This window comes from Aquirufa sp. OSTEICH-129A, from assembly GCF_054558355.1.
On sequence record NZ_JBPXKC010000003.1, the window covers coordinates 347821 to 370085 of the forward strand.

Here is a 22265-nt window from a genome sequence, read left to right on the forward strand (position 1 = left end):
ATTACTTAGTTAAAATCATTTTTTTACGAATTCGATTGGTTTTTTGATCAGGTTGATTCAAAAATAATAAGGGTCTTAACTCTCCTTTGGCCCAGGTATCAATTAAATCATCATAATGTGAACTACCCGGATTTCCTGACTGTCCGCCTGGATAAACGCCATAGGCATTCGGATTTCCTGATTTAGACAATTCAACCACCAATCTCCAAGAAGGTCCTGTTTTGGTGGTTGAAGCATTCACTATGGTACCACCTCCGCCAATGGGAATATTGAGTCGGCTCAAGGCATCCATGCCTGGAATTAAATGACGAACACCCGTCTGCTTATGTTTGTACCAAACCCAATCAGCACCTAATGGTCCATGTAGCTTAGTTAAACTATCTACGTTGGCTTGGAAAGAAGTTCGAATGATATCATCCATACTTTCCTTCTTATTCTTGGTTTTCACATTGTCCCACCAAATTGCTGTCGGTTCTTCGATGATCAATTTCAATGTTCTATCCACCGTTGGAATATTCATAGGCGCCTTTTCATCACTATTGAATTCATCATCCCAAAGGAAAGACTGCAATAAAATCACCCAATTTTCAAAAATAGTAGCACCAATGGATTCCTTCGAATTCTGCAAGTCCCATTTCTTCAATACATCGATGGCTGATGCCATGGCTGGACTAGGATTGGTAATATGAGGCAATAATAATGGCAATAATCTACGGGCCCTGATATTAAAATTATCATTTTGCAGCCCCCTCAATGAATCAACTGTGGCTTTATTCATGGCTGTTAAGCGCTCATTAATTCTTCTTCCACGCTCAGAGGGAGCAAACTGCCAGCCCAAATAATACGGATAACTTTTATCCACCGAAAATTGATTTGCTGAGCTCACAAATCCCCTAGGCGGGTTTTTAACATGCGGATCATGATCATGAGGAATATAGCCCTTCCAATCAGCTGCTGGATCCGTTCCATCCAATAGATATTTACCTTGTAAAGGAGATTTTAAAGGGAATTTTCCATTGACCCAAAGAGCAATATCTCCTTGATTACTTGCAAAAACAAAGTTTTGCGCTGGTGCAGAAAAATGGGTAATAGCCGCTTTATATTCCTCATAATTGGCAGCACGATTTAACTGATAAAAAGCAGAAACTTCGCTCGATTTTTCCAAGGCAATCCACTTTAAAGCATGTCCAACCGGTATATTCGAACGGAATGGTTTTTCGTGACTCAAATAAACCACCGGACCATGGTGCGTGAAAAACACGGTATCAACAAAATCATCCTCCCCCCTTACTTTAAACCTCTCTATGCGCATGGTCGTTTTTTTCCATTTTCCATCATGCCAATACTCTCGCTTAGAAGCATCTTTGAATTTAATTTGGTACCAATCCAACACATCCGAACCCACATTCGTAACTCCCCAAGCGATGTTCTTATTAAAACCGGCAATCACATTGGGTGAACCTGGCATGGTAGATCCATAAACATTGATACCTGGTGCTACCAATTGCATTTGATACCAAATGGAAGGCAATGAAAGCGTCAAATGGGGGTCATTGGCTAAAATTGGCATTCCCGATATCGTTTTATTCCCCGCTACTGCCCAGTTGTTCGATCCCGTATTCGGATCTTTTTCTGGAGTTTTCATGGTACTTCCTAAACCTATAAAATCTGCAGGAGCTGCCGGAATAGGCAAAGGCTTGAAATCTAAGGGAGTCCCTTCGGGGATAATTGGACTTTCTTCGAAGGGATAATTTGGGAATAAATGCTCGGCTACTTCACGACCATACTTTCTCAAAATATTAGTCATCTTTAAATCATCCGTACCTGATGCCAAAACAAATGACATATTTTTTAAAAATAAGGCACTTTTAATTGGTGCCCATTTTTCAGGACGATAATTCAATAATTTATATTCTAAGGGTAATGTTCGGTCATTTAAGCTTTCTATATAAGCATTAACTCCATCTGTATAAGCTTCTAGCGAGGCTTTAGCCACTGGATCTTCCACCATACCTTTTAAGGATTGCTCCGCACCATACACAGCCCCCATTCTTCGTTGAAATTGATCCGAGGCCATTCCTTTAGATCCGACGATTTCCGAAATTCTTCCACCAGCAAAATGGGTTTGAAATTCCATTTGCCACAAACGATCTTTGGCTGTTAAATAACCCTGAGCCAAGTATAAATCGTGGTCATTTTTAGCAAAAACATGGGGAATAGCCATTTCATCGTACAAGACTTGAACAGGCTCAATTAAACCAGGAATTTGTAGGGTCTCCTCCGTTTGCTCCGAGGCATCTGCTTTCTCAGCATTGACCCAGAATCCGTGGAAAGGACTTAGTAATTTACCCATCGGAGGTAAGGTGCCCCAATTGGTATGCAAGGCATAAGTCCAAATTAAGGTTACGATTAAAGGGAAAAAGGATTTAAATTGTCTCATTGATGCGTTGGGCACTCATTTGAAGATGAAAATTCAAAGATTTTATTTTAATTTAGAAAGACAATTTTACACATTTGTTATTCAATCAACAAACAAAATTAATTCTTAAGTGGGCGAGGCCATAAATATTGAATGAAAAGAAGATCATTTTTAAAAACTACAGGAATTTTAGGACTTGCTAGTCCTGCTTTATTAGAACAGCAAAGCATCCCAGAACCCATTATCATAGCTACTTGGAAAAATGAAAAAGGTACCCAGGCGGGGTATCAAAAAATCATGGAAACAGGAAAAGCCTTGGATGGTGTAGAAGCGGGTGCTTGGGTACCGGAGGCAGACCCCAATGAAACGACGGTGGGGTATGGAGGATATCCAGACCGAGATGGACATGTGACCTTGGATGCTTGTATCATGGATCACCTGGGCAATGCCGGATCTGTTACCTTTCTTGAACACATCATACATCCTATTTCGGTAGCTAGGGCTGTAATGGAAAAAACACCCCATGTCATGCTTTCTGGTGCTGGAGCTCTGGAATTCGCCCTGTCGCAAGGTTTCAAAAAGCAGAATTTATTGACAGAAAAATCTAAAAAAGCTTGGCTTGAGTGGAAGAAACAAGCTAAATATGAGCCAAAAGTCAACATCGAACGACATGATACCATCGGCTTGTTAGCCTTAGGAAAAGCCGGTGAAATAGCGGGGGCATGCTCCACAAGTGGCATGGCCTTTAAAATGCATGGTCGCGTGGGGGATTCTCCTATCATTGGTGGAGCTGTATTTTGTGATGATGAAGTGGGTGGAGCCTGTGCTACTGGCCTCGGAGAATTTGTGATGAAAACATTGGGCTCTTTCCTGATTGTCGAGTTTATGAGACAAGGTAAAAGTCCACAGCAGGCTTGTGAAGAAGCCATTATGCGGATAGTTAAACGATATAAATACCAAGAATTTCAAGTTGGCTATTTAGCCATGAATAAAAAAGGAGAATATGGTGCTTATGCTATTCAAAAAGGCTTTAATTTCACCATTACCAAAAATGGAAAAACGGAAGTCATTGAAAGTGCCTCTTACATGTCTTAAATCATTTCACTATGACGAACGAAATTAAAACAAGAAAGCCCGTAGTTAAAAAGAAATTCTTAGTCGAAGTAGCTTGGGAAACATGTAATCAAGTTGGTGGAATATATACGGTTATTCGTACCAAAGTTCCTTCTATGGTGGAAAAATGGGGAGATGACTATGCCTTGTTAGGCCCCTATTTTCCTCAAACGGCTGCAGCTGAATTTGAGGCTCTACCAGTGGGGGAAGACACCCCAATGGAAAGGGCTATTTTGTGGATGAGGGAGCAAGGATATCAAGTGCATTATGGTAATTGGTTAATAACCGGTAAACCAAAAATCATTCTCTTTGACATAGCTTCCATTTATGAACAAATAAATGCCATCAAAGGTAGAATTTGGGAAAACCATAAAATCTCCACCTTAGGAGTAGAAGAATTAGTAAACCAAACCATTGCTTTGGGGGAATTAATCCGACTATTCATCACGAAATGGGCACAAGAAAATCAGAATAAAAAAGACCTAATCGTTCATTTTCATGAATGGATGGCTTCCACTTGTTTACCTGATTTAAAGAAAGATAAAGTAAAAATTTCAACGGTATTCACGACACATGCTACCATGTTAGGGCGTTACCTCGCCGGCAATGTTCCCAATTTTTATGATGTCATAGATACATTTGACTGGTATAAAGAAGCCGTTAATTATGGCATTGAAGCTCAAGCTAGCTTTGAAAGACATGCCGCTCAAAAAGCAGACGTTTTGACTACCGTCAGTGATATCACGGCCAAAGAATGTCAATATTTTTTGGGTCGAATACCTGAATTGATCTTGCCAAATGGATTGAATATCCAACGCTTCGCAGCCTTGCATGAGCATCAAAATTTGCATTCCAAATACAAGCAGAATTTATCTGAATTTGTCATGGGGCATTTTTTCCAAAGTCAAGCATTTGACCTGGATCAAACCCTCTACTTATTTACCTCTGGTCGATTCGAATATAGCAATAAAGGATACGATTTAACGCTTGATGCACTCGCCTTGTTAAATCAAAAAATGAAGGACATTGGCTCCAAGAAAACGGTGGTAATGTTTTTTGTCACCAAGCAGCCATACCATTCCATTGATCCAGAAGTATTGCATTCACGTGCCGTATTAAATGAAATTCGAGAGAACTGCTCAGCCATTGAAAAAGAAGTAGGGGAAAAACTATTTTTAGCAGCTGCTTCTTCCAACAACCTACAATTACCTGATTTAAACAATTTTGTTGATGAATATTGGCGACTTCGTCTTAGAAGAACAGTTCAAACTTGGAAATCTGGTTCTCGTCCTAAAGTGGTTACTCACTTATTGAAACAAGAAGATGACATCATCCGCAATCTGCATCGCACCAATTTATTGAATAACCCAGATGATAAAGTCAAGATTGTTTATCACCCTGATTTTATTGTTTCTACGAATCCATTATTTGGTTTAGATTACAGTCAGTTTGTACGAGGCTGTCATTTAGGTGTATTCCCAAGTTATTATGAACCATGGGGTTATACTCCATTAGAATGTATGGCTAGAGGAGTGCCTACTGTTACTTCCGACTTATCTGGCTTTGGGGATTATATCATGCAAATCATGCGAGATTATGAGCAATGGGGCGTAAGCGTAGTGAATCGTAAAAGCCAAACTTACCAAGAGTCGGTGGAACAATTGGCCAACAATTTATTCAAATTTACCCAACAATCTCAAAGGGAAAGAATTACGCAAAGAAACCGCGTAGAGAGTATTGCGGATACCTTTGATTGGTCCAATTTACGTAGCTATTATGATACAGCCCACGAATTGGCCCTAATGAAAAAAAGGAATAAGGCATAATCACTGATGCCATTTCATTTTAAAAGCCTTGTCAGAATAGAATCATTCCGACAAGGCTTTTTCTATAAATGCTTTAAAGCTTCCCTCCTGCTCAAGGCGGCCAATTCATGGGATTTAACAAAATCTTTCACCCAAATACCATCCACTCGAGCATATTGTCTTAATGACCAACCGATAGCTTTTTGGATGAAAAATTCTTTCTCCCGAGAAAGTTCCAAAATGATGCTGGATAATAAGGCAATATCGGTCTTTTGCTTATACGTCAGCTGAAACAAAACACAAACCCGTTGAAGCCAAAAATTACCTGATGACATCCAACGACTAATCCAAAAATCTCGTTGAGCAGGATTTTTCAATAAATAATGCCCCATAACATGTGGTCCCAAAACATCTACAACATCCCACCAGGATTGATTTCCAATCCAATTTTCCACTAATTCGGGAATTCGATCATCCCATTGTTTTTTCTCCAATAAGAGGTAATCCAATGCGAGGTATTGAAATTCTCGTTCCCTCATTTGAAATAATTCATTGGCTACCACAAACCAATCTAAACCTTTACCTTCCTGCTTGTACCATGCCTGGAGAATTTGATGCCTCAGCGGTTTCTTAATCCCTAAAAATGGGAATTGATCCCGCATGTATTTCCTCATCCAGAACGAATTTTCTTCCTGGGCATGGGCATGCATATGCTCAGATAAGTGGGCTAATGGAGCATTCATCGATTACTAAAATAGATGTTACCTTGCAGGCCACTGTCCGTTATGGGCCAATTAGAAGCATCAAAAGGATTATATCGAATGTCCACAAAATTAATCTCATAGAAATTTTTCCATTTCCCTCCCTCTTTATCCAACTGGCGGATTCGATTAGCTGATACATTGGTTACTTCCAATTCGATGTGGTTTTCTTCTTTCAATATTCCTGCAGGAAGCTTTAATTGAAATGGAATTGACCAAACTATTCCTACATCTTTTCCATTTAACCGCACCTTTACCCAATCTCTAACCTGATCAAAATGAAGGATTTTAGCTGATTTTAATTCTTCCGCACTTAAAGAAAAATCAAAGGAGTATTTCGCAGAGCCACTAAATTGATGCGTAGATGAGTCCTTCGTCCAATAGCCTAATTCCTTCATTTTAAGGGAAGGAGGTAAAAAGGGCGAACCATGTAAAAAATCTACTTGTATGTTACCCTTAGGCTGGATAAGGACTTCTTGTTTTTCTAACAAAGCTTGAATTTCCCCTCCTTTAAAAGTATTTGACACCTTGATAATCCGGCTTTCACCTGGCGCCAAGACTAAGTTTAAAACTTTAGATTTCGGTAATTTAATTTTCTTCAACTCCAGTGTCAATGGATTCAAAAGTTCAAGGCTCGAACCAGATTTTGCTAGGGAAATATTTCCCTCTGAAAACTGATGGGATAAATTGCTAACAAAATAAGCAAAACCGTTTTCCGTCCTTTTACGGATAAAAGAAAGCCCTTGCTCGGCCATCGTTTCCTTACTGACAGCGTGACGAGTTAAGGCATCAGCAGGATCAGATAATACCTTTAATAGAAAACTTTCTCGGGCCTTATTCCAGCGCTCCTTTTGTTCATCTGAATAATTCCAAGTACTAGGCACTGAGGGAATATGTTCTAAAAAATAAACGGGCATACCCTGCTTAACCCATCCGGCTAATAATTCCATAGTTTCCAAGGATAAATGGGTACTAGGAGGAATTAATAACATCTTATAAGTATTACCCGAAGGGGCCTTCCATCTCTTTGGAGCTACTACCTGTAAAGTGCTAAGTAAATGATCAGATACATAATCTACCTGAAAACCACGGTTTTGTAAGGCATTGGACCACTTACCAAATGGGGTTTGAATCATCCAATCCCGACTATTGGCATGCAAATCCAGCGCATGGGTTTTACCGGATGCATTTCTTTGATGCCAAATATCTTCCATGGGAAAATACAAGAGCAAGTCAGCGTCGGTCGGGTACTTCTGCAACATTGTTTGACATGTCTCAATATACTTGTTCAATTCGGGCAATGCACCCCAAAAATGACTTTGTGGGTTAAAATTGGTACTAGCATAAAATAACCAACCTGGCCAAGCTACTTCGGGTGGTGAATAGGTAGCACCATGGTAGAAAACATGGTTGACTCCACCAATAAAAACTTCATCAATGATGGGTTTTACTTGAGCCAATGAAACTTTAAAATGGTTTCCTAACCAAGTAGCTGTTTCACAAGAAACTAGTTTTTTACCCATGATATCAGCTGCCGAAGAAGCCAATTTGATATTTCTTAGGTCAGGTATTCCAAATCGAACGCTATCATAATCAGGATCAATGCGATACCCTGGAATGGTATAGGGCTTACTTCCAAAAAACTCGGTTTCAGGAATGTCCACTGAGGCATATAAATCAATTAAATTTCCAGGGGATCCATGTGCTTGATCCCGACTTATAAATCCTTGACTTTTAATCCATTGTGCCCAAGGTTTGGTAAACTGATTTAACAATAAATCAGCTAAGGTACGGTGATAATCCGCCCAAACTTGGTTTTGGAATTCGCCTTCTGCTTTTGCTTCTGCCAAAACGGGTAAATAATGGCGTAAATCGTAGCCGTTTATGCGCTTAAATTCATCAAATAAACGAGGACTAAAGTTTGCTCCATAAACTTCATAAGAATCGGTATAAATGGCTCTTAAGGGGGCATGCGACTTTTTTAAGACAGCCGCGAATGGTTGTTTATAAACATCCCAAGCTTCTTGAGAAAAATGATCCATGACCAAACCTTCTCCACCCGGAGCGGCGCGTTTCACCTTTTGTTGGGTTAATGTCTGGTAAAACAAATAAACAACGGTATTAGAGACTTTGGCTTTCCAGTTGGCTAGTTGGCCCTGTTGATATAACGGCCATAAATCTTCTTGAAAATTCTTAGCTTGATAAGCGGTGATGGATACCAATTTAGCATTGGGAAATTTATCAAGCGTGGGGGAAATTGGAGCTAATTTTTCTCCTTCAGATAAAGTTATTTGTTGAATTTTATAGGATTTGGCCGCTTCAGATGCTCCAATTTGGGGTCCTCCATACGGCCAGCCGGTTCCTAAGGTTAAATCAATCCCCAAGTGTAACCTTTTGGCTTCCTTCAAGACAAATGCAAATTTACTATTCCACTCTGGACTTAGGTAATTCAAAAATTGCTTCTCATAACCTTTAGCTCCGTAAATAGGAATGATATGTAAGCCCCCAAAACCTGCTTTAGAAAAAGCCTCCAAGTTATGCGTAATTCCTTTTTCAGAAACAGCATTTCCAGGCCACCACCAATATGCCCAGGGTTTGGCACTTGAAAAAAGAGCAGGGTCTTTCGGCCCTGCTGCTTTAACATTGCTGCCAATCAACAGCAATAAAAAGAGAATTTTCTTCATTTTCTTAGACAAATCTGCCCAATAAATTTTCTAAATATTCTTGCTTACCTGATATCAAGGCTGGCTCACCAATTTCAGTGGCAATTTGATATAAGTCTTCCAATTTCAATTTTCCTTGCTCAAATTCCGCACCTTTACCTGAATCAAAGCTGGCATAACGAGCCGCTTTCAAACGATCCATTTCTCCGTGAGTTAAAATCTTATCAGCGATCAATAAGGCACGAGCAATGGTATCCATTCCACCTACGTGAGCATAGAATAAATCAGCCGCATCGGTTGAATTTCTACGACGCTTCGCATCAAAGTTAATTCCTCCTCCAGCTAAACCACCTTGACGTAATACGATGGCCATAGCTTCAGCCCATTCATAAATATCCGTTGGGAATTGGTCAGTATCCCAACCATTTTGATAATCTCCGCGGTTAGCATCCATCGAAGCTAGCATTCCATTATCAGAGGCTACTTGGCACTCATGTGCAAAAGTATGTCCAGCTAAAGTAGCATGGTTAACCTCTAAATTCAATCCAAATTCAGAAAGCAAATCAAACTCTCTCAAGAAACCAATCACCGTAGCTGAATCATAATCATATTGATGCTTAGTTGGCTCACAAGGTTTTGGTTCAATAAAGAATTTACCCTTAAATCCATTTCTACGAGCATATTCCACACAAGTATGCAACATTCGAGCAAAGTGCTCACGCTCGCGTTTCATGTCTGTGTTTAATAATGACATGTAACCTTCTCTACCTCCCCAGAAAACATAACCACGACCTCCTAATTTTATCGTTGCATCAATCGCTGATTTTAACTGAGCACCCGCATGGGCCACTACTTCAAAATTTGGATTGGTCGCTGCACCGTTCATATACCGCTCATTTGAGAACAAATTGGCCGTTCCCCAAAGTAATTGAACACCACTTTCCGCTTGTTTCTTGGCAAAAATATCGGATATGTATTGCACACGACTGCTGAATTCTTTCGGATCATTCGACTGGTCGATAGCATCCACGTCGTGGAAACAATAAAATGGTGCACCTATTTTGGTAATAAATTCAAATGCTGCATCAGCTTTATCTGCCGCGCGCTGACGAGGATCAGATGCTACATCCCATGGATAGTGATGCGTGCCTGGTCCAAATGGGTCTGAACCATCTCCACAAAAAGAGTGCCAATACGCAATAGCAAAACGAAGGTGCTCCTTCATGGTTTTACCCGCTACTATTCTATTTTCATCATAGTAACGAAATGCTAAAGGATTATCAGAATCAACTCCTTCAAATTTAATTTTTTCGATGCCTTTGAAATATTCTTTTTGGCCTATAATCACACTCATGGTTCAACAGTTTAAATTATATCTATAAGCTTCAAAACTACAAAATCTACCTAAGACTAAAATAGCAATCTATCCTTTTTTTTTAGTCTGTCCTGCCTGATAATCAACGAAGGCTTAAAAATAGATGAACAAAGAGTAAAATCTTTTTTCTATTTTTGAAAAAAAAGAGCTCATCAATGACAAAAAAACTATTTTTCTTCCTCCTTTTAGGACTTTTTTCCCATTCTGTTTTGGGTCAATCTTCCACAGGTACTTATAATGCAAACGGTCGATTCGAACAATTAGAATCAATTTTGCCCACACCCAATTCCTACCGTACAGCCAGTGGCTCACCCGGTAAAGATTATTGGCAGCAGCGTGCAGATTATGATATTAAAGTTGAACTAGATGATATCAATAGAAAAATCACCGGTTCTGAAACAATCACCTATTTCAATAATTCACCAGATGAATTGCCCTATTTGTGGTTACAATTAGACCAAAACTTATTTGAAAAAGGGGCAGCAGGTAATACCACTAAAACTGGCGACATTAAAAATGGTATTTCAGCAGCGGCGTTTAAAGAATTAACAGATCCTAAAAGTTACGGCTATAAAATCACTGCTGTAAAAGACATCAAAGGAAATGCTTTGCGCTATACCATCAATCAGACAATGATGCGGATCGACTTACCTACACCGGTTAAATCTGGGGCTAGCGTGAGTTTTGCAATTGATTGGAATTATTTAATCACTGAATATTATGGCCGTTCTGGCTATGAATTTTTTGCAAAAGATGGTAACGCCAATTATTTCATTGCTCACTGGTTCCCAAGAATGGCCGTTTACAATGATGTCTACGGATGGCAACACAAACAGTTTTTAGGTCAGGGAGAATTCACCCTGAACTTCGGAAACTATAAAGTAGCCATCACTGCGCCCAATGACATGGTAGTAGGTGCTGGAGGAGAATTATTGAATCCAAATCAAGTGATGAGCGCTACCCAGTTAAAACGTTGGGAAAAGGCCAAAACAGCTACTCGTCCAGTAGAAATCGTGAATCAGGAAGAAGCAGAGTTAGCGGAAAAAGGTAAACCGACAGGTAAAAAAACTTGGATTTATAAGGCAGACAATGTGCGTGATTTTGCCTTTACAGCTTCCCGTAAATTCATTTGGGATGCCATGCAAGTGGATGTAGAAGGTAAAAAAGTTTGGGCCATGTCCTACTATTCCAAAGAAGGAAATCCACTTTGGGGGAAATACTCCACCATGGTCGTAGCCCACACCCTGCGTTCTTATTCCAAAAGAACCGTAGCCTATCCTTATCCTGTAGCCATTTCTTGTCATGCTACCTTGGGAGGCGGAATGGAATACCCTATGATTTCATTTAATGGCGGTCGTCCTGAAGCAGATGGTACCTATTCAGAAAATGTGAAGAATGGTATGATTGGGGTTATTATCCACGAAGTTGGCCATAATTTCTTCCCAATGATCATCAATTCAGATGAAAGACAATGGTCTTGGATGGATGAAGGATTAAATACTTTCTGCCAATATTTAGCAGAGCAAGAGTGGGATAGAAATTTCCCAGCTAGAAGAGGAGAAGCTCAAAGCATTGTTCCCTACATGCGTTTAGATTCTAAAAATCAAGTTCCGATCATGGCGAACTCAGAAAACATCATGGATTTTGGAAACAATGCCTATGCCAAACCTGCCGCGGCTTTGAACATTTTGCGTGAGACAGTTATGGGTCGAGAATTATTTGATTATGCCTTCAAAGAATACGCTCGTAGATGGGCATTCAAACAACCCTATCCAGCTGATTTTTTCCGTACTTTGGAAGATGCCTCTGGAGTTGATTTAGATTGGTTCTGGAGAGGTTGGTTCTATGGAACAGAGCCTGTTAACCAATCGATTGAAACCGTAGAATGGTATGGAATTGACAACCAAGATCCTATTGCCAAAAAGGCCAAGGATAAAGCTGATTTTACAGCTAAAAGAGAGACCATTTCTAATATCCGAAACAAAACAGATATCAAAGAAACGGTGGTGGAAAAAGAACCTGATATGAAGGACTTTTACAATAGCTATGACCGCTTTGCAACTTCAGATGCGGAAAAAAAGAAATACCAAGATTACCTGGCTTCCTTATCAGATGATGAAAGAAAATTAGTAGCAGAGGGTAAAAACTTCTATGTAGTCAATTTTAAAAATAAGGGAGGTTTACCTATGCCGGTCATTGTTAAATTGACTTTTGAGGATGGAACAGAAGAAGTACTTCGTTTTCCTGCAGAAATTTGGAGATTAAATGATGTTCAAGCGAAGAAAATCATTCCAACTAGCAAGAAAGTAGCTAAGTGGACTTTAGACCCTTACTATGAAATTGCGGATATCGATACGGATGATAACGCATTCCCAAGGGAGCCTGTACAACCTACTCGAGTTCAATTGTTTAAGGCTCAACCAAGAAGCTACGGAGCAGGTCAGGCCAACCCTATGCAAGAAGCTCAAAATGCTAAAAAAGCGGCAGGAGCAGTGACAGGTTCAAAAAATTAATTGACTGATTTGGTTAAAATGAAAAATGTCAACCCTAGTGGTTGACATTTTTTTTATGCTAATCTTACAAAATGGAATTAGGCTAAACCACATTTTAGTTTAACAAAAATCCATAACTTCTCTAGGTCTGGAACTCGAACACGTTCTTCTTTGATTAATTGAAGTGGTGCCTGTTTTATATGCTCAAATAAACGGGTGTAGTATAAATAGGCCAACAAAACTCCATTTTTGGCCTCTTGAGGAAGTCGATTGATACCACGCAATCCAGCGTCAAAGTCCAGTTGAATATCAGCCTCAATGGCTTTTTTATCGTTCTCCGTCATGGTCAAATAATCGACTCCTGGGAAATAAACCCGACCTCGTTCATCAAAATCTGATTTGATATCACGTAAAAAATTGATTTTTTGAAATGCTGAACCCAAGGCACAAGCATCGTCCCTTAATGAGTGATATTGTACTTTATCCCCTTGACAAAAAACATGTAAACACATCAAGCCAACTACCTCTGCTGAGCCATAAATATATCTTTTATACCCAGCTTCATCGTAGTTAGTCTCAAATAAATCCAACTCCATGGAATATAAAAAAGCATCCACTAATTCTTGCTCCATGCCAAACTCATGATACACACTTTGAAAAGATTCTAGAATAGGATTCAAACTGATTTTTTCCTCAAGTGCCCAATAGGTATCCTTCTTAAAACGTTCAAAAAGCACTTTTTTATCGTGCTCATGAAAAGTATCTACAATTTCATCCGCCAAGCGTACGAATCCATAAATCGCATATACGGGATCGTGAAATCGACTAGACAGAGTCTTAATGCCGGATGAAAAAGAAGTTGAATAGGCATTCGTCAATAATTTAGAACATGCCAAAGAAACACGTTGATATAAATCTATCTGGGTCATGCTATTTTTTTAGGGATTTATCTACCTCATTAGCTACCACCAAGCCTGAAATCAATGAAGGAGGAACGCCAGGGCCAGGCACTGTGAGCTGACCAGTGTAATATAAATTGTCCAGTTTTTTATTTTTCAGACTAGGTTTTAGAATAGCTGTTTGTAATAAAGTATTCGCTAAACCATAAGCATTGCCCTTGAATGCATGGTAGTCCGACATAAAATCCTGATGCGCATAGGAACGCTTGTAGACTATAAAATCCCGAATATTTTCTCCACAATATGCTTCTAAACGATCCATTAACTGGTGAAAATAATTTTCACGATGCGCCTCTGTATCTTCTAAATTAGGAGCTACAGGAATCAACAAAAACAGATTCTCGCATCCCTCAGGGGCTACACTTGGGTCAGTTACCGAAGGAGCACTGGCATAAAATAATGGATCTGAAGGCCAAGAAGGTTCAGTATAAATCTCGTGGGAATGCACTGAAAAATCACGGTCAAAAAATAAGTTATGATGTTTCAACTTCGGTAAACGTTTAGAAATACCTAAATAAAACAACAAAGACGAAGGAGCCATTACGCGTTTATCCCAATACTCTTCGTTATAATTCCTAAAATCATCACCCAATAACTGTTCCACCCAATGGTAATCAGCACTTGCTACCACCATGTCTGCCTCCATTAAGCCATTGGCTGTCTTTACACCTCGAACATGATTATTGACAATTTCAAAACCTGTCACTTCAGCATTATAGGTGAATTTTACCTGCTTTTCCTCAGCTAAAGCTACCATTCCTTTGACAATTTGATGCATACCACCCAAGGGGTACCAGGTTCCCATGGTTATTTCTGCATAATTCATCAAACTATACATAGCAGGGGTATTTTGTGAAATTGCTCCTAAAAATAAAATGGGGAATTCCATCAATTTTAAGAGGGTACTCGACTTAAAAAATTTACGAATATGCTTGTAAAAAGAAGAAAACACATCCATTCGAATGGCATCAATAAGTATTTTGATGCTCAAAAATTCGGAAATCTTTAGGGAAGGACGCCACACGAAATCTTGAATACCTACGCGGTATTTATACGCTGCTTGATGCAAAAATTTATCCAATTGAGCCGAAGCCCCCTCTTCATAGGATTCAAACATGGACTTAATGCCTGCTAAATCCGCAGGTATATCAATAACTTCTGAGTCAGATAATATTACGGAATAAGAAGGATCCAATCGTTTTAAATGGTAATAATCCGAAGGCTTTTTACCAAATTTCCCAAAATAAGTCTCAAATATATCCGGCATCCAATACCAGCTTGGCCCCATATCAAATACAAATCCTTGCTCTCGAAAAACGCGAGCTCTACCCCCTGGCTCAGCATTTTTTTCTAAAACCTGAACCTCATATCCCTTGTCAGCCAAAGCCGTAGCTGCCGAAATTCCTGAAAAACCTGCACCAATGACAATTACCTTTTTCTTTTTCATTCTTTCCATTTAGTCGAACCTAAACAAATATAACCATCTTTTGAAAGAGCTAAACAGACTAAAAGAAAAAGTCAGATAAAATCTGACTTTTTGCTTGTTTCTTCTGTTAACCAAAAAACTAATCAATTGTGAAAAATCTATGCGTACATGTACAATTTTTTCTTTAATTCTTTACGAGCAATGTGGATACGGTTCTTAACTGTACCGATAGGTAAATCCAATTCTTCTGAAATCTCGTGGTATTTAAATCCCCGGAAATACATCAAAAAAGGCAATCGGTACATCTCGTCTGTTTGTTGCAAGGCTTTTTCTAAATCTTCGCGAACAAAATCGCTTAATGCCCCATTATACTGTAAAGATTCTTGTGAGTTGATGAAATGTAAATTTTCTGTAGTATCTATAAAAGTATTTCTACGAACCATCCGCTGGTATTGCGTGATGAACGTGTTTTTCATGATGGTAAACAACCAAGCTTTTAAATTGGTCCCTTCTGCATACTTGTCTCTGTTGGAATATGCCTTGACCAAAGTATCTTGAACCAAGTCATTGGCATCATCCATATCTTTTGTTAAACGTAAAGCAAAGGGTTTCAAAAACTTAGAAAAGCTTCCAACCTGGTACGTAAATTCAAGAGCTGTCATATCTGAAGTGATTGTTTTGTTTAACAAATTTATAAAAAGATTAAACAAAACAAATTATTATGAAAAAAAATTTATCGTTTTATTTTAAAGACTGGTCGCCCCATATGGCTTGATCATCGGTTATATCCTATCAAAATTGGGCTAAAAACGAAAATGAGTGTATATTTAAAGTCTCATCTTATATAGATGGCCTACCCATGAAATTAAAATCCCTGGTCATATTTTTTTTGTTTATACTTCCATTACACGATAGCTATTCGCAGAAAAATTGCTTTTGTACTTTACAAGGGAATGTATCTTCCAAAGAAAACAAGGAAAAAATCAAAGGGGCCTATGTTTATTTAAAGGGGACAAATATTGCTGTCCAAACCGATTCTCTTGGATTTTTCTCCCTCAAAAAAATCTGTCCTGGTTCATATACCTTAGTTTGTGAAATGAGTAGCTATGACCCGGTGGAAATTAAGGTTAATCTTAGCAACGAGCATGAAGAAAATATTGCCTTGCAAGTGCATGATGAGCACCTACAAGAAGTAATTGTAAGCGGCAAAAGGAATGAAACCAGTGCGCAAATGCGTGGTACGCTAAGTGCGGAGGAAAGAAAAGAAAGGGATGGTCTCAATTTAGGTGAAATGTTGAAGGGCATCTCAGGAGTACAAAGCTTACAAACAGGTAGTACTATTTCTAAGCCCGTGATTCATGGTATGCACTCCAGCAGGGTCATCATATTAAACCAAGGTATAAGACAAGAAGGGCAAAACTGGGGCAGTGAACACGCTCCTGAAGTAGATCCATTTGTCAGTAAGAATATCCAAGTCATCAAAGGACCTGCTGGCTTACGCTATGGCGGGGACGCCATTGGAGGAATTGTGATGTTAGAACCTAATGCCCTTCCAGATACAAGCGGCATCAAAGGTGAATTGCAAAGTATCTATTTTACCAATGGTCGACAATGGGTTGGTTCAGGTAGTCTAGAAGGTGGTTTCACAGGAACCAAAGGCTGGGGCTGGCGTGTGCAAGGAACCATCAAAAACGGAGGAAATATTCAGGCGGCTGATTATTATTTAGCGAATACTGGAGTGCAAGAGCAAAATTTTTCTACCCAGTTAGGCTACAAATCTCGCCAATTCGGGGCGGATTTATTTTACAGTCGTTTTCATACTGTATTAGGTATCTTTCTGGGTTCTCATATTGGTAATGTCAATGATTTAGAACGATCTATTGCATTGGCTAGACCTTTAGCACAATTCACTCCAAAGGATTTTATCCGCAACATTGACCGCCCAAATCAAGATGTCATTCACGATTTATTAAAGTTTAAAAGCTTTTACCAAGTTTCTAGCCAATATAACTTGCGCTTAACCTTAGCCCATCAAACCGATCAACGCTTGGAATTGGATGTGCTCCGTGCAGGAAAAAACATTAATACCTTAAGTTTTCAGTTAAGTACCTGGAATGGTGAGTTAATATTAGATGGGTCTAACGCTAGCCAATTATGGAAAGGCCAATTTGGCCTAACTTTTTCCTTACAGGATAATATCACGTCTGGAAACCGAGTTAACTCACCTACGCTCGTTACAAGCCTTTTACCCAATTATGAACAAAATAATTTGGGCTTATTTGCCATAGAAAGAATGGTTAAAGAAAAATGGGAATTGGAATTAGGCCTTCGCTTAGACCAAAAGCAAATTATCACCCACCGTCCTATCAAAAATTATTCTTTCATCGTGGACCGAGATGAAAAGCGATTTACAGGCCTATCAGGTAGCGTAGGAATTAAATACCACTGGACAGATCAGCTAGAAAGCCACTTGATTTTAGCCCGGGCATTCCGTGCACCAGGAGCCAATGAGCTTTTCTCCAATGGCGTTCACCATGGTGCTGCTGCCTATGAAATTGGACAAATAAACTTAAAAGGTGAGACAGCTACCAATCTAAGCCTCAATACTCAATACAATTTAGATAAGTGGGATATTGAATTAGGCTTATATAGTAATCAGATTCGTGACTTCATTTATTTACGTCCCATGGTAAACGATGGTCAAGCTTTCTATGTCGTGACCCTGCGAGGCATTTTTCCTGGATTTACCTATGAACAAATCAATGCCAGATTCAATGGATTAGATGGTCAAATTACCTACCATGTTAATCCTAAAATTTCGTTCCAACATAAAACAAGTTTGGTCAGGGCTTACAATACCAAAAACAGGGAGTATATGGTCAACATTCCAGCTGACCGTTTTGAATATTTAATCCGTTATCAATTCAATAGCAACAAACAGTACCTCAGTGCTGGTGTTACCCAGGTTTCTCGGCAAAGTCGGGTGGAACCCGGCTCAGATTATACAGACCCACCTGCCGGCTACCAATTGGTGCAAGTTAATTGGGGCTATCAATTCAAAAATGTAGATGTGGGAATCAGAGTCACCAATGCCTTGAATGAATCTTATCGAGATTATTTAAATAGATTTAGATATTACACGGATGACCAAGGGAGAAATATCCAGTTCAGGGTAGCCTACAAATTTAGCTGATTAGCGTCTTAACCATTGTTCAGGATTCTGTCGAATGGTATTTTTCCAAACCTGAAAATTTATTTCAGCAGTACCATCATCATCTGAGGCTACACTTCCTATGCGCTGACCTGTTCTAACTCGTTGACCTGTGGAAACAGACACATTATCCAATTTACTATATACGGTAAAATAATCTCCATGTTGGATAGCCACCACCATGTTAATACCTGGAATATTCACCACGGATTGTACTATACCTTCATATACAGAATGAACTGGAGAACCTGGAGCTGTTTGAATATCAATACCATTGTTATTGATCATTACCCCTTTTAGTATGGGATGCTTATGTACCCCAAAGTGATCTGAAATAAAACCGGAAGGTACTGGAAATGGCATTTTCCCACGTAAGGCTCCAAAGGAATTAGCCAATTTAGCTTCTTCCGCATTCATATAATATATATTCTTCTCTAGTGGAGCAGTTTTGGCTTCCTCAGCCTTTTCTGCTGCTTTGGCTCTGGCTACCTCTTTTTTATCTTCAGCAGCTTCCACCCTAGTTTCAGATTTAGTATCATCATCTTTGGTAGACCTATCACTCAATTTCGGTAAAGTGCCATCACCTTTCAAAGTAGGTAAAGCGGGTTTATTAACCTCCAATTTTCGAGCTTGCTGGGCTAAACGCAAACGGCGCTCTCTTTCCTGACTTTTCTGAATTTCACGCGCAACGATACCTGCAATTAAATTGTCCAATTTTCGAATAGCAAGTTTTTTGCGTTCTAGTTCGATCCGTAATTTCTTCTCCTGCTGGGTTAGTACCGTAACAACTTTGTCTTCTTTGGTTTTAAGCACTTCCAAATTCTTCTTTTCTTTCTCTTTTTCAACCAACACTTTCTTCTCCTCTGTCTTCTTGAAAATAACCTGCTGTTCTTTGGACATTAAGTCTTGACGAGTCTGAAAAATTTTGTGGGCTTGTGCCTTACGGTTGCTTGTAAATTGACGTAAGTAATCAAAACGCCGAGTAAATTCACCCAGATTAGAGGAAAGAAGTAAGAAACTGAGCTTATTGTAAACGGTAGAAGTTTTCTGAGCTTCAAATAACATTTGCGCATACATACGCTTTAATTTTTTCAATTTAGCGGCTAATATGTCACTTTCTTGCCGCAATTTATTGGCTTCTTGTGCTAATAATTTTTGATTTTCACTTAAAATACCAATCTGCTTTTTCTGTACTCCAATCTGCTCTTTTAGCACATTCAGTTTCCCCAATGAGGCTTTTTTCTTTTTGGAAGTACGGGATATGATGCTGTTTAATTCTTTAATCTTAGCTAAGTTCTCCTTCTTTTGACGCTCCAATTGCTCTCTTTTATCCACTTGGGCATCCAGGGAAAAAACGAATAGAAAACAGATTAAAAAAACAATGTATTTCAAGGTTGCAAGATTTATTTGTTGAGGTATTTTGCTGGCACTTTAAAAGGGAATTCTAAAGGGGTATCCAATAATTCTACTTTGGAATATTTTATACTAATGAGTGTTTTAACCAATTTATTGTCCTTGTCCTTCACATCTAAGGTAATTTGGCTCGAAAAAGGAAATAAAAATTGATTTATCGAAGCAAAATCTTCGTAATCTAAAGTCAATTTATTTTCGGTTGGTCCATCATTCACTAATAATTTTTTTAGTTTTCGATTGGGACCCACATAATTATCAATTTGAATTCGACCTTCATCTTGCTTCAAAATGTAATTTTCATTCTCGCGAATCACCCTGGAATTCTTCTTTTTAAATGGTTGATTTCCCACAATGAGTGATTGAAGTATTTCGTAATTAATTTTAAAACCCATTTTGGTACTTAAACTATCATAGGTCAAATTAAAATATTCATTATTGATCTTATGAAAAAACTGAACGCGGTCTTTTGAAAATAAACCAGTGGCACCTGTAATCATTGAAACAGAAATGTTCATCCAGATTAAACTATCCTTTTTCATTCGAATATCTACCGTGTAGGTATCAGCATTTGAATTTGTTTTCCAAAGCACCTTTGACTTAGCTTTTAAATAATTGAAATTCAAATCTTCTGAAACTACTTTATTGTCCTCTTTAGGCTCTTCTACGGGCGGCTGAACTTCCACTGGCACGGGTTTTATTTCTGCCTGTACCAGCGTGTCTTTAGGAATTAAGCTATCCAAAACAGCCACATTTTCTACTAGAGGGGCAGCTACCTTTTTTCCACAGGATTGGAAAAGTATAAACATAACAACTAGTAAAATAGTATTCCTGTGGCTTATATTCGGCATGCGATTATTTTTACAGCACAAAATTATCTCAATTTTCGATAATTTGCCTCTTCTCTATCTTTTTAAATAAATTGGGACTGGCACCTTCCAAGGTTTTGGCCTTTTGCCAGGCATTCATGGCCTCATCAGTCTTACCCAATCGAAAAAGGATATCACCATAATGTTCCCAGACTGTTGAACTGTTTTGCTTCTCATCTTTCAATGCGAGTTCCAAGTACTGTAAAGCTTTGCTGTAGTCTTTTTGCTGATATAAAACCCAAGCATAGGTATCTAAATAAGTACCATTTTTAGGGAATTTATCCGTTAACATTTTGGCCATTTTGGCGGCTTTGTCAAGCTTATCCTTACGGAGCGACAAATAGTAACTATAGTTATTTAATACATGTTCTTCATCGGGACTTTTCGCTAATACCTTTTCAAAACTCATATCGGAATCACGGTAATTACCCACAGCATGATAGGCATCCCCCATCAAGGCAAATAATTGAACGTACCATGAATCTTTTTCTTGCACATAAGGATTTGCTGACTCAAATGAGGCTAATGCCTCTTTACTTTTTCCTTGCATGTATTGAGCAAAACCCATTTGAAACCATAAAAACCCTTGATTCGGATAAGCCTCCAATGCTTCTTGAGCATGCACAATGACACTATCCAGCGTATTCATTTCAAAATCTAATTGGATGATTCTAGTCCAAACCTCAAACTTACCCCCTCCATTTCTGGCTGCTTTTAAATAGGATTTTTGACCTTCTTGAAATTTGGAAATACTCATCCACAAATCACCTTGCATCGCCACAAAACGAGGTTCTTTAGGGAAAGCCGCAACCGCTTTTTGAAGAAAAGCATAGGCTTTATCCCAATCCGTTTTCCCGGACATCAATTCAAAAGTTTGTAATGTTACTTGACTGAATAACTCGATGTGCATATCAGCATCTGCCAAACAACGCTCCAAAAAGTCGAGTGAACCAGCAAAATTCTTCTCATGAACGCGAACATTGGCATTCAATAAGGCAACCTGACCATCATTTGGGAAATCTATTGACAATTGCTCCAAGGCTGATTTTGCTCCTTTCCAAGTACTTAAATGCCACCAATATTCCATTTGTTCCCAAGCAAACAAAGGCTGTTCAGGATTATTGGCTACAAAAGCTACTCCTTCTTGAATAGCCTCCTCCCATTGTTCATTTTTTAAATAAATGTATTGCTTAGTCCGAATGATTTCCGGAAAATCACCAACCCATGGCTCCGCAGATTTTAATGCTTTCAAAGCCTCGTCACCTTGATTATTCCAAAGATAAGCTTGTGCCAATCGAAGATTTACATCAGGCTGCATGGAATCATATTGAATCAATTTCAAAAAACAGGCAATGGCCTCCTTCGACTTGCGCTCCTGTAAAAGCAAGTCTCCGTATAACAAACCGTAATCTAAAGAATAAGGTGAAAGTTCATTGGCCTTCTGAGCATATTTAAGGGCATTAACAGACTTCCCTTGAGCCAAATACGACTTAGCCAAATAAAAAGAAATAGAGGCTTCCTGAGGCATTTCTGGCAAAAGCTGCTCCCAAACTAAGATGGCTTCATCATAATCCTCTTTTAAATAATGACGCATGCCCTCAGCCATCCATTCCTCTGCTCGTGCAGGAGAAAAAGCGGTGCTTTCTTTCTTAGCTTTTTTACCAGTATCCTGTGCCAAGAGTGGACTGGAAAGCAACAAAATATAAAGTATTAGATTGAGGTATTTCATAAAAGTTCGAATATACCGAAATACCCTGAATCC

General features: G+C 38.9%; 14 protein-coding genes. 4 read left to right on the top strand and 10 right to left on the bottom strand.

What is annotated here, in order from left to right; translation table 11 throughout:
• Position 1: 1 nt before the first annotated feature.
• A complete protein-coding gene (locus SKC36_RS07960) occupies positions 2-2455 on the bottom strand; it encodes a penicillin acylase family protein (RefSeq protein WP_459465558.1) in 2454 nt (817 codons plus the stop codon).
• A gap of 117 nt (positions 2456-2572) precedes the next feature.
• Between SKC36_RS07960 and SKC36_RS07965 the strand changes: the two genes are divergently transcribed.
• The gene (locus SKC36_RS07965) at positions 2573-3514 is read left to right on the top strand and encodes a N(4)-(beta-N-acetylglucosaminyl)-L-asparaginase (RefSeq protein WP_459465559.1); all 942 of its coding nucleotides are present in this window, start codon (positions 2573-2575) and stop codon (positions 3512-3514) included.
• A gap of 11 nt (positions 3515-3525) precedes the next feature.
• Positions 3526-5358, top strand: coding sequence for a glycosyltransferase (locus SKC36_RS07970; RefSeq protein WP_459453335.1), 1833 nt, complete (start codon positions 3526-3528; stop codon positions 5356-5358).
• Positions 5359-5420: 62 nt separating this feature from the next.
• Here SKC36_RS07970 and SKC36_RS07975 read toward each other — a convergent pair whose 3' ends face one another.
• Genes SKC36_RS07975 through xylA form a run of 3 tightly spaced genes read right to left on the bottom strand, consistent with a single transcriptional unit; the run spans position 5421 to position 10115 of the window.
• Complete coding sequence (locus SKC36_RS07975; protein WP_459465560.1) at positions 5421-6080, bottom strand: DNA alkylation repair protein; 660 nt, start codon at positions 6078-6080, stop codon at positions 5421-5423.
• Positions 6077-8782 (bottom strand): glycosyl hydrolase, encoded by a 2706-nt coding sequence (locus tag SKC36_RS07980; protein WP_459465561.1) that lies wholly within the window; start codon positions 8780-8782, stop codon positions 6077-6079. The genes SKC36_RS07975 and SKC36_RS07980 overlap by 4 nt, the downstream gene beginning before the upstream one ends.
• A 4-nt stretch (positions 8783-8786) precedes the next feature.
• Positions 8787-10115, bottom strand: coding sequence for a xylose isomerase (gene xylA / locus SKC36_RS07985; RefSeq protein ID WP_459453332.1), 1329 nt, complete (start codon positions 10113-10115; stop codon positions 8787-8789).
• Between the two features lie 176 nt (positions 10116-10291).
• On the opposite strand from xylA, the gene SKC36_RS07990 reads away from it, so the two are divergent.
• Complete coding sequence (locus tag SKC36_RS07990) at positions 10292-12649, top strand: M1 family metallopeptidase (RefSeq protein ID WP_459453331.1); 2358 nt, start codon at positions 10292-10294, stop codon at positions 12647-12649.
• 77 nt (positions 12650-12726) lie between these two features.
• On the opposite strand, the gene SKC36_RS07995 is transcribed toward SKC36_RS07990, so the two are convergent.
• The 3 genes from SKC36_RS07995 to SKC36_RS08005 form a co-directional block, all read right to left on the bottom strand.
• Entirely contained in the window at positions 12727-13557 is an 831-nt protein-coding gene (locus SKC36_RS07995) for a phytoene/squalene synthase family protein (protein ID WP_459465562.1), read from the bottom strand.
• A 1-nt stretch (position 13558) separates the two neighbouring features.
• Positions 13559-15034 (bottom strand): phytoene desaturase family protein, encoded by a 1476-nt coding sequence (locus SKC36_RS08000; RefSeq protein ID WP_459465563.1) that lies wholly within the window; start codon positions 15032-15034, stop codon positions 13559-13561.
• Positions 15035-15171: 137 nt separating this feature from the next.
• The gene (locus tag SKC36_RS08005; protein WP_459453328.1) at positions 15172-15675 is read right to left on the bottom strand and encodes an RNA polymerase sigma factor; all 504 of its coding nucleotides are present in this window, start codon (positions 15673-15675) and stop codon (positions 15172-15174) included.
• A gap of 197 nt (positions 15676-15872) precedes the next feature.
• Here SKC36_RS08005 and SKC36_RS08010 point away from each other — a divergent pair, with 197 nt between their 5' ends.
• Positions 15873-18206 carry a TonB-dependent receptor gene (locus SKC36_RS08010; protein ID WP_459465564.1) on the top strand — a complete coding sequence of 778 codons (2334 nt, stop codon included), beginning with the start codon at positions 15873-15875 and terminating at the stop codon, positions 18204-18206.
• Here SKC36_RS08010 and SKC36_RS08015 read toward each other — a convergent pair whose 3' ends face one another.
• From SKC36_RS08015 to SKC36_RS08025, 3 genes are all read right to left on the bottom strand, one after another.
• A complete protein-coding gene (locus SKC36_RS08015) occupies positions 18207-19616 on the bottom strand; it encodes a murein hydrolase activator EnvC family protein (protein ID WP_459453326.1) in 1410 nt (469 codons plus the stop codon). It abuts the gene before it with no gap.
• A gap of 11 nt (positions 19617-19627) precedes the next feature.
• Positions 19628-20443: a DUF4292 domain-containing protein gene (locus SKC36_RS08020; RefSeq protein ID WP_459465565.1), complete on the bottom strand. Its 816-nt coding sequence runs from the start codon at positions 20441-20443 to the stop codon at positions 19628-19630.
• 70 nt (positions 20444-20513) lie between these two features.
• Positions 20514-22232 (bottom strand): tetratricopeptide repeat protein, encoded by a 1719-nt coding sequence (locus tag SKC36_RS08025; RefSeq protein ID WP_459465566.1) that lies wholly within the window; start codon positions 22230-22232, stop codon positions 20514-20516.
• Between the last annotated feature and the right edge of the window lie 33 nt (positions 22233-22265).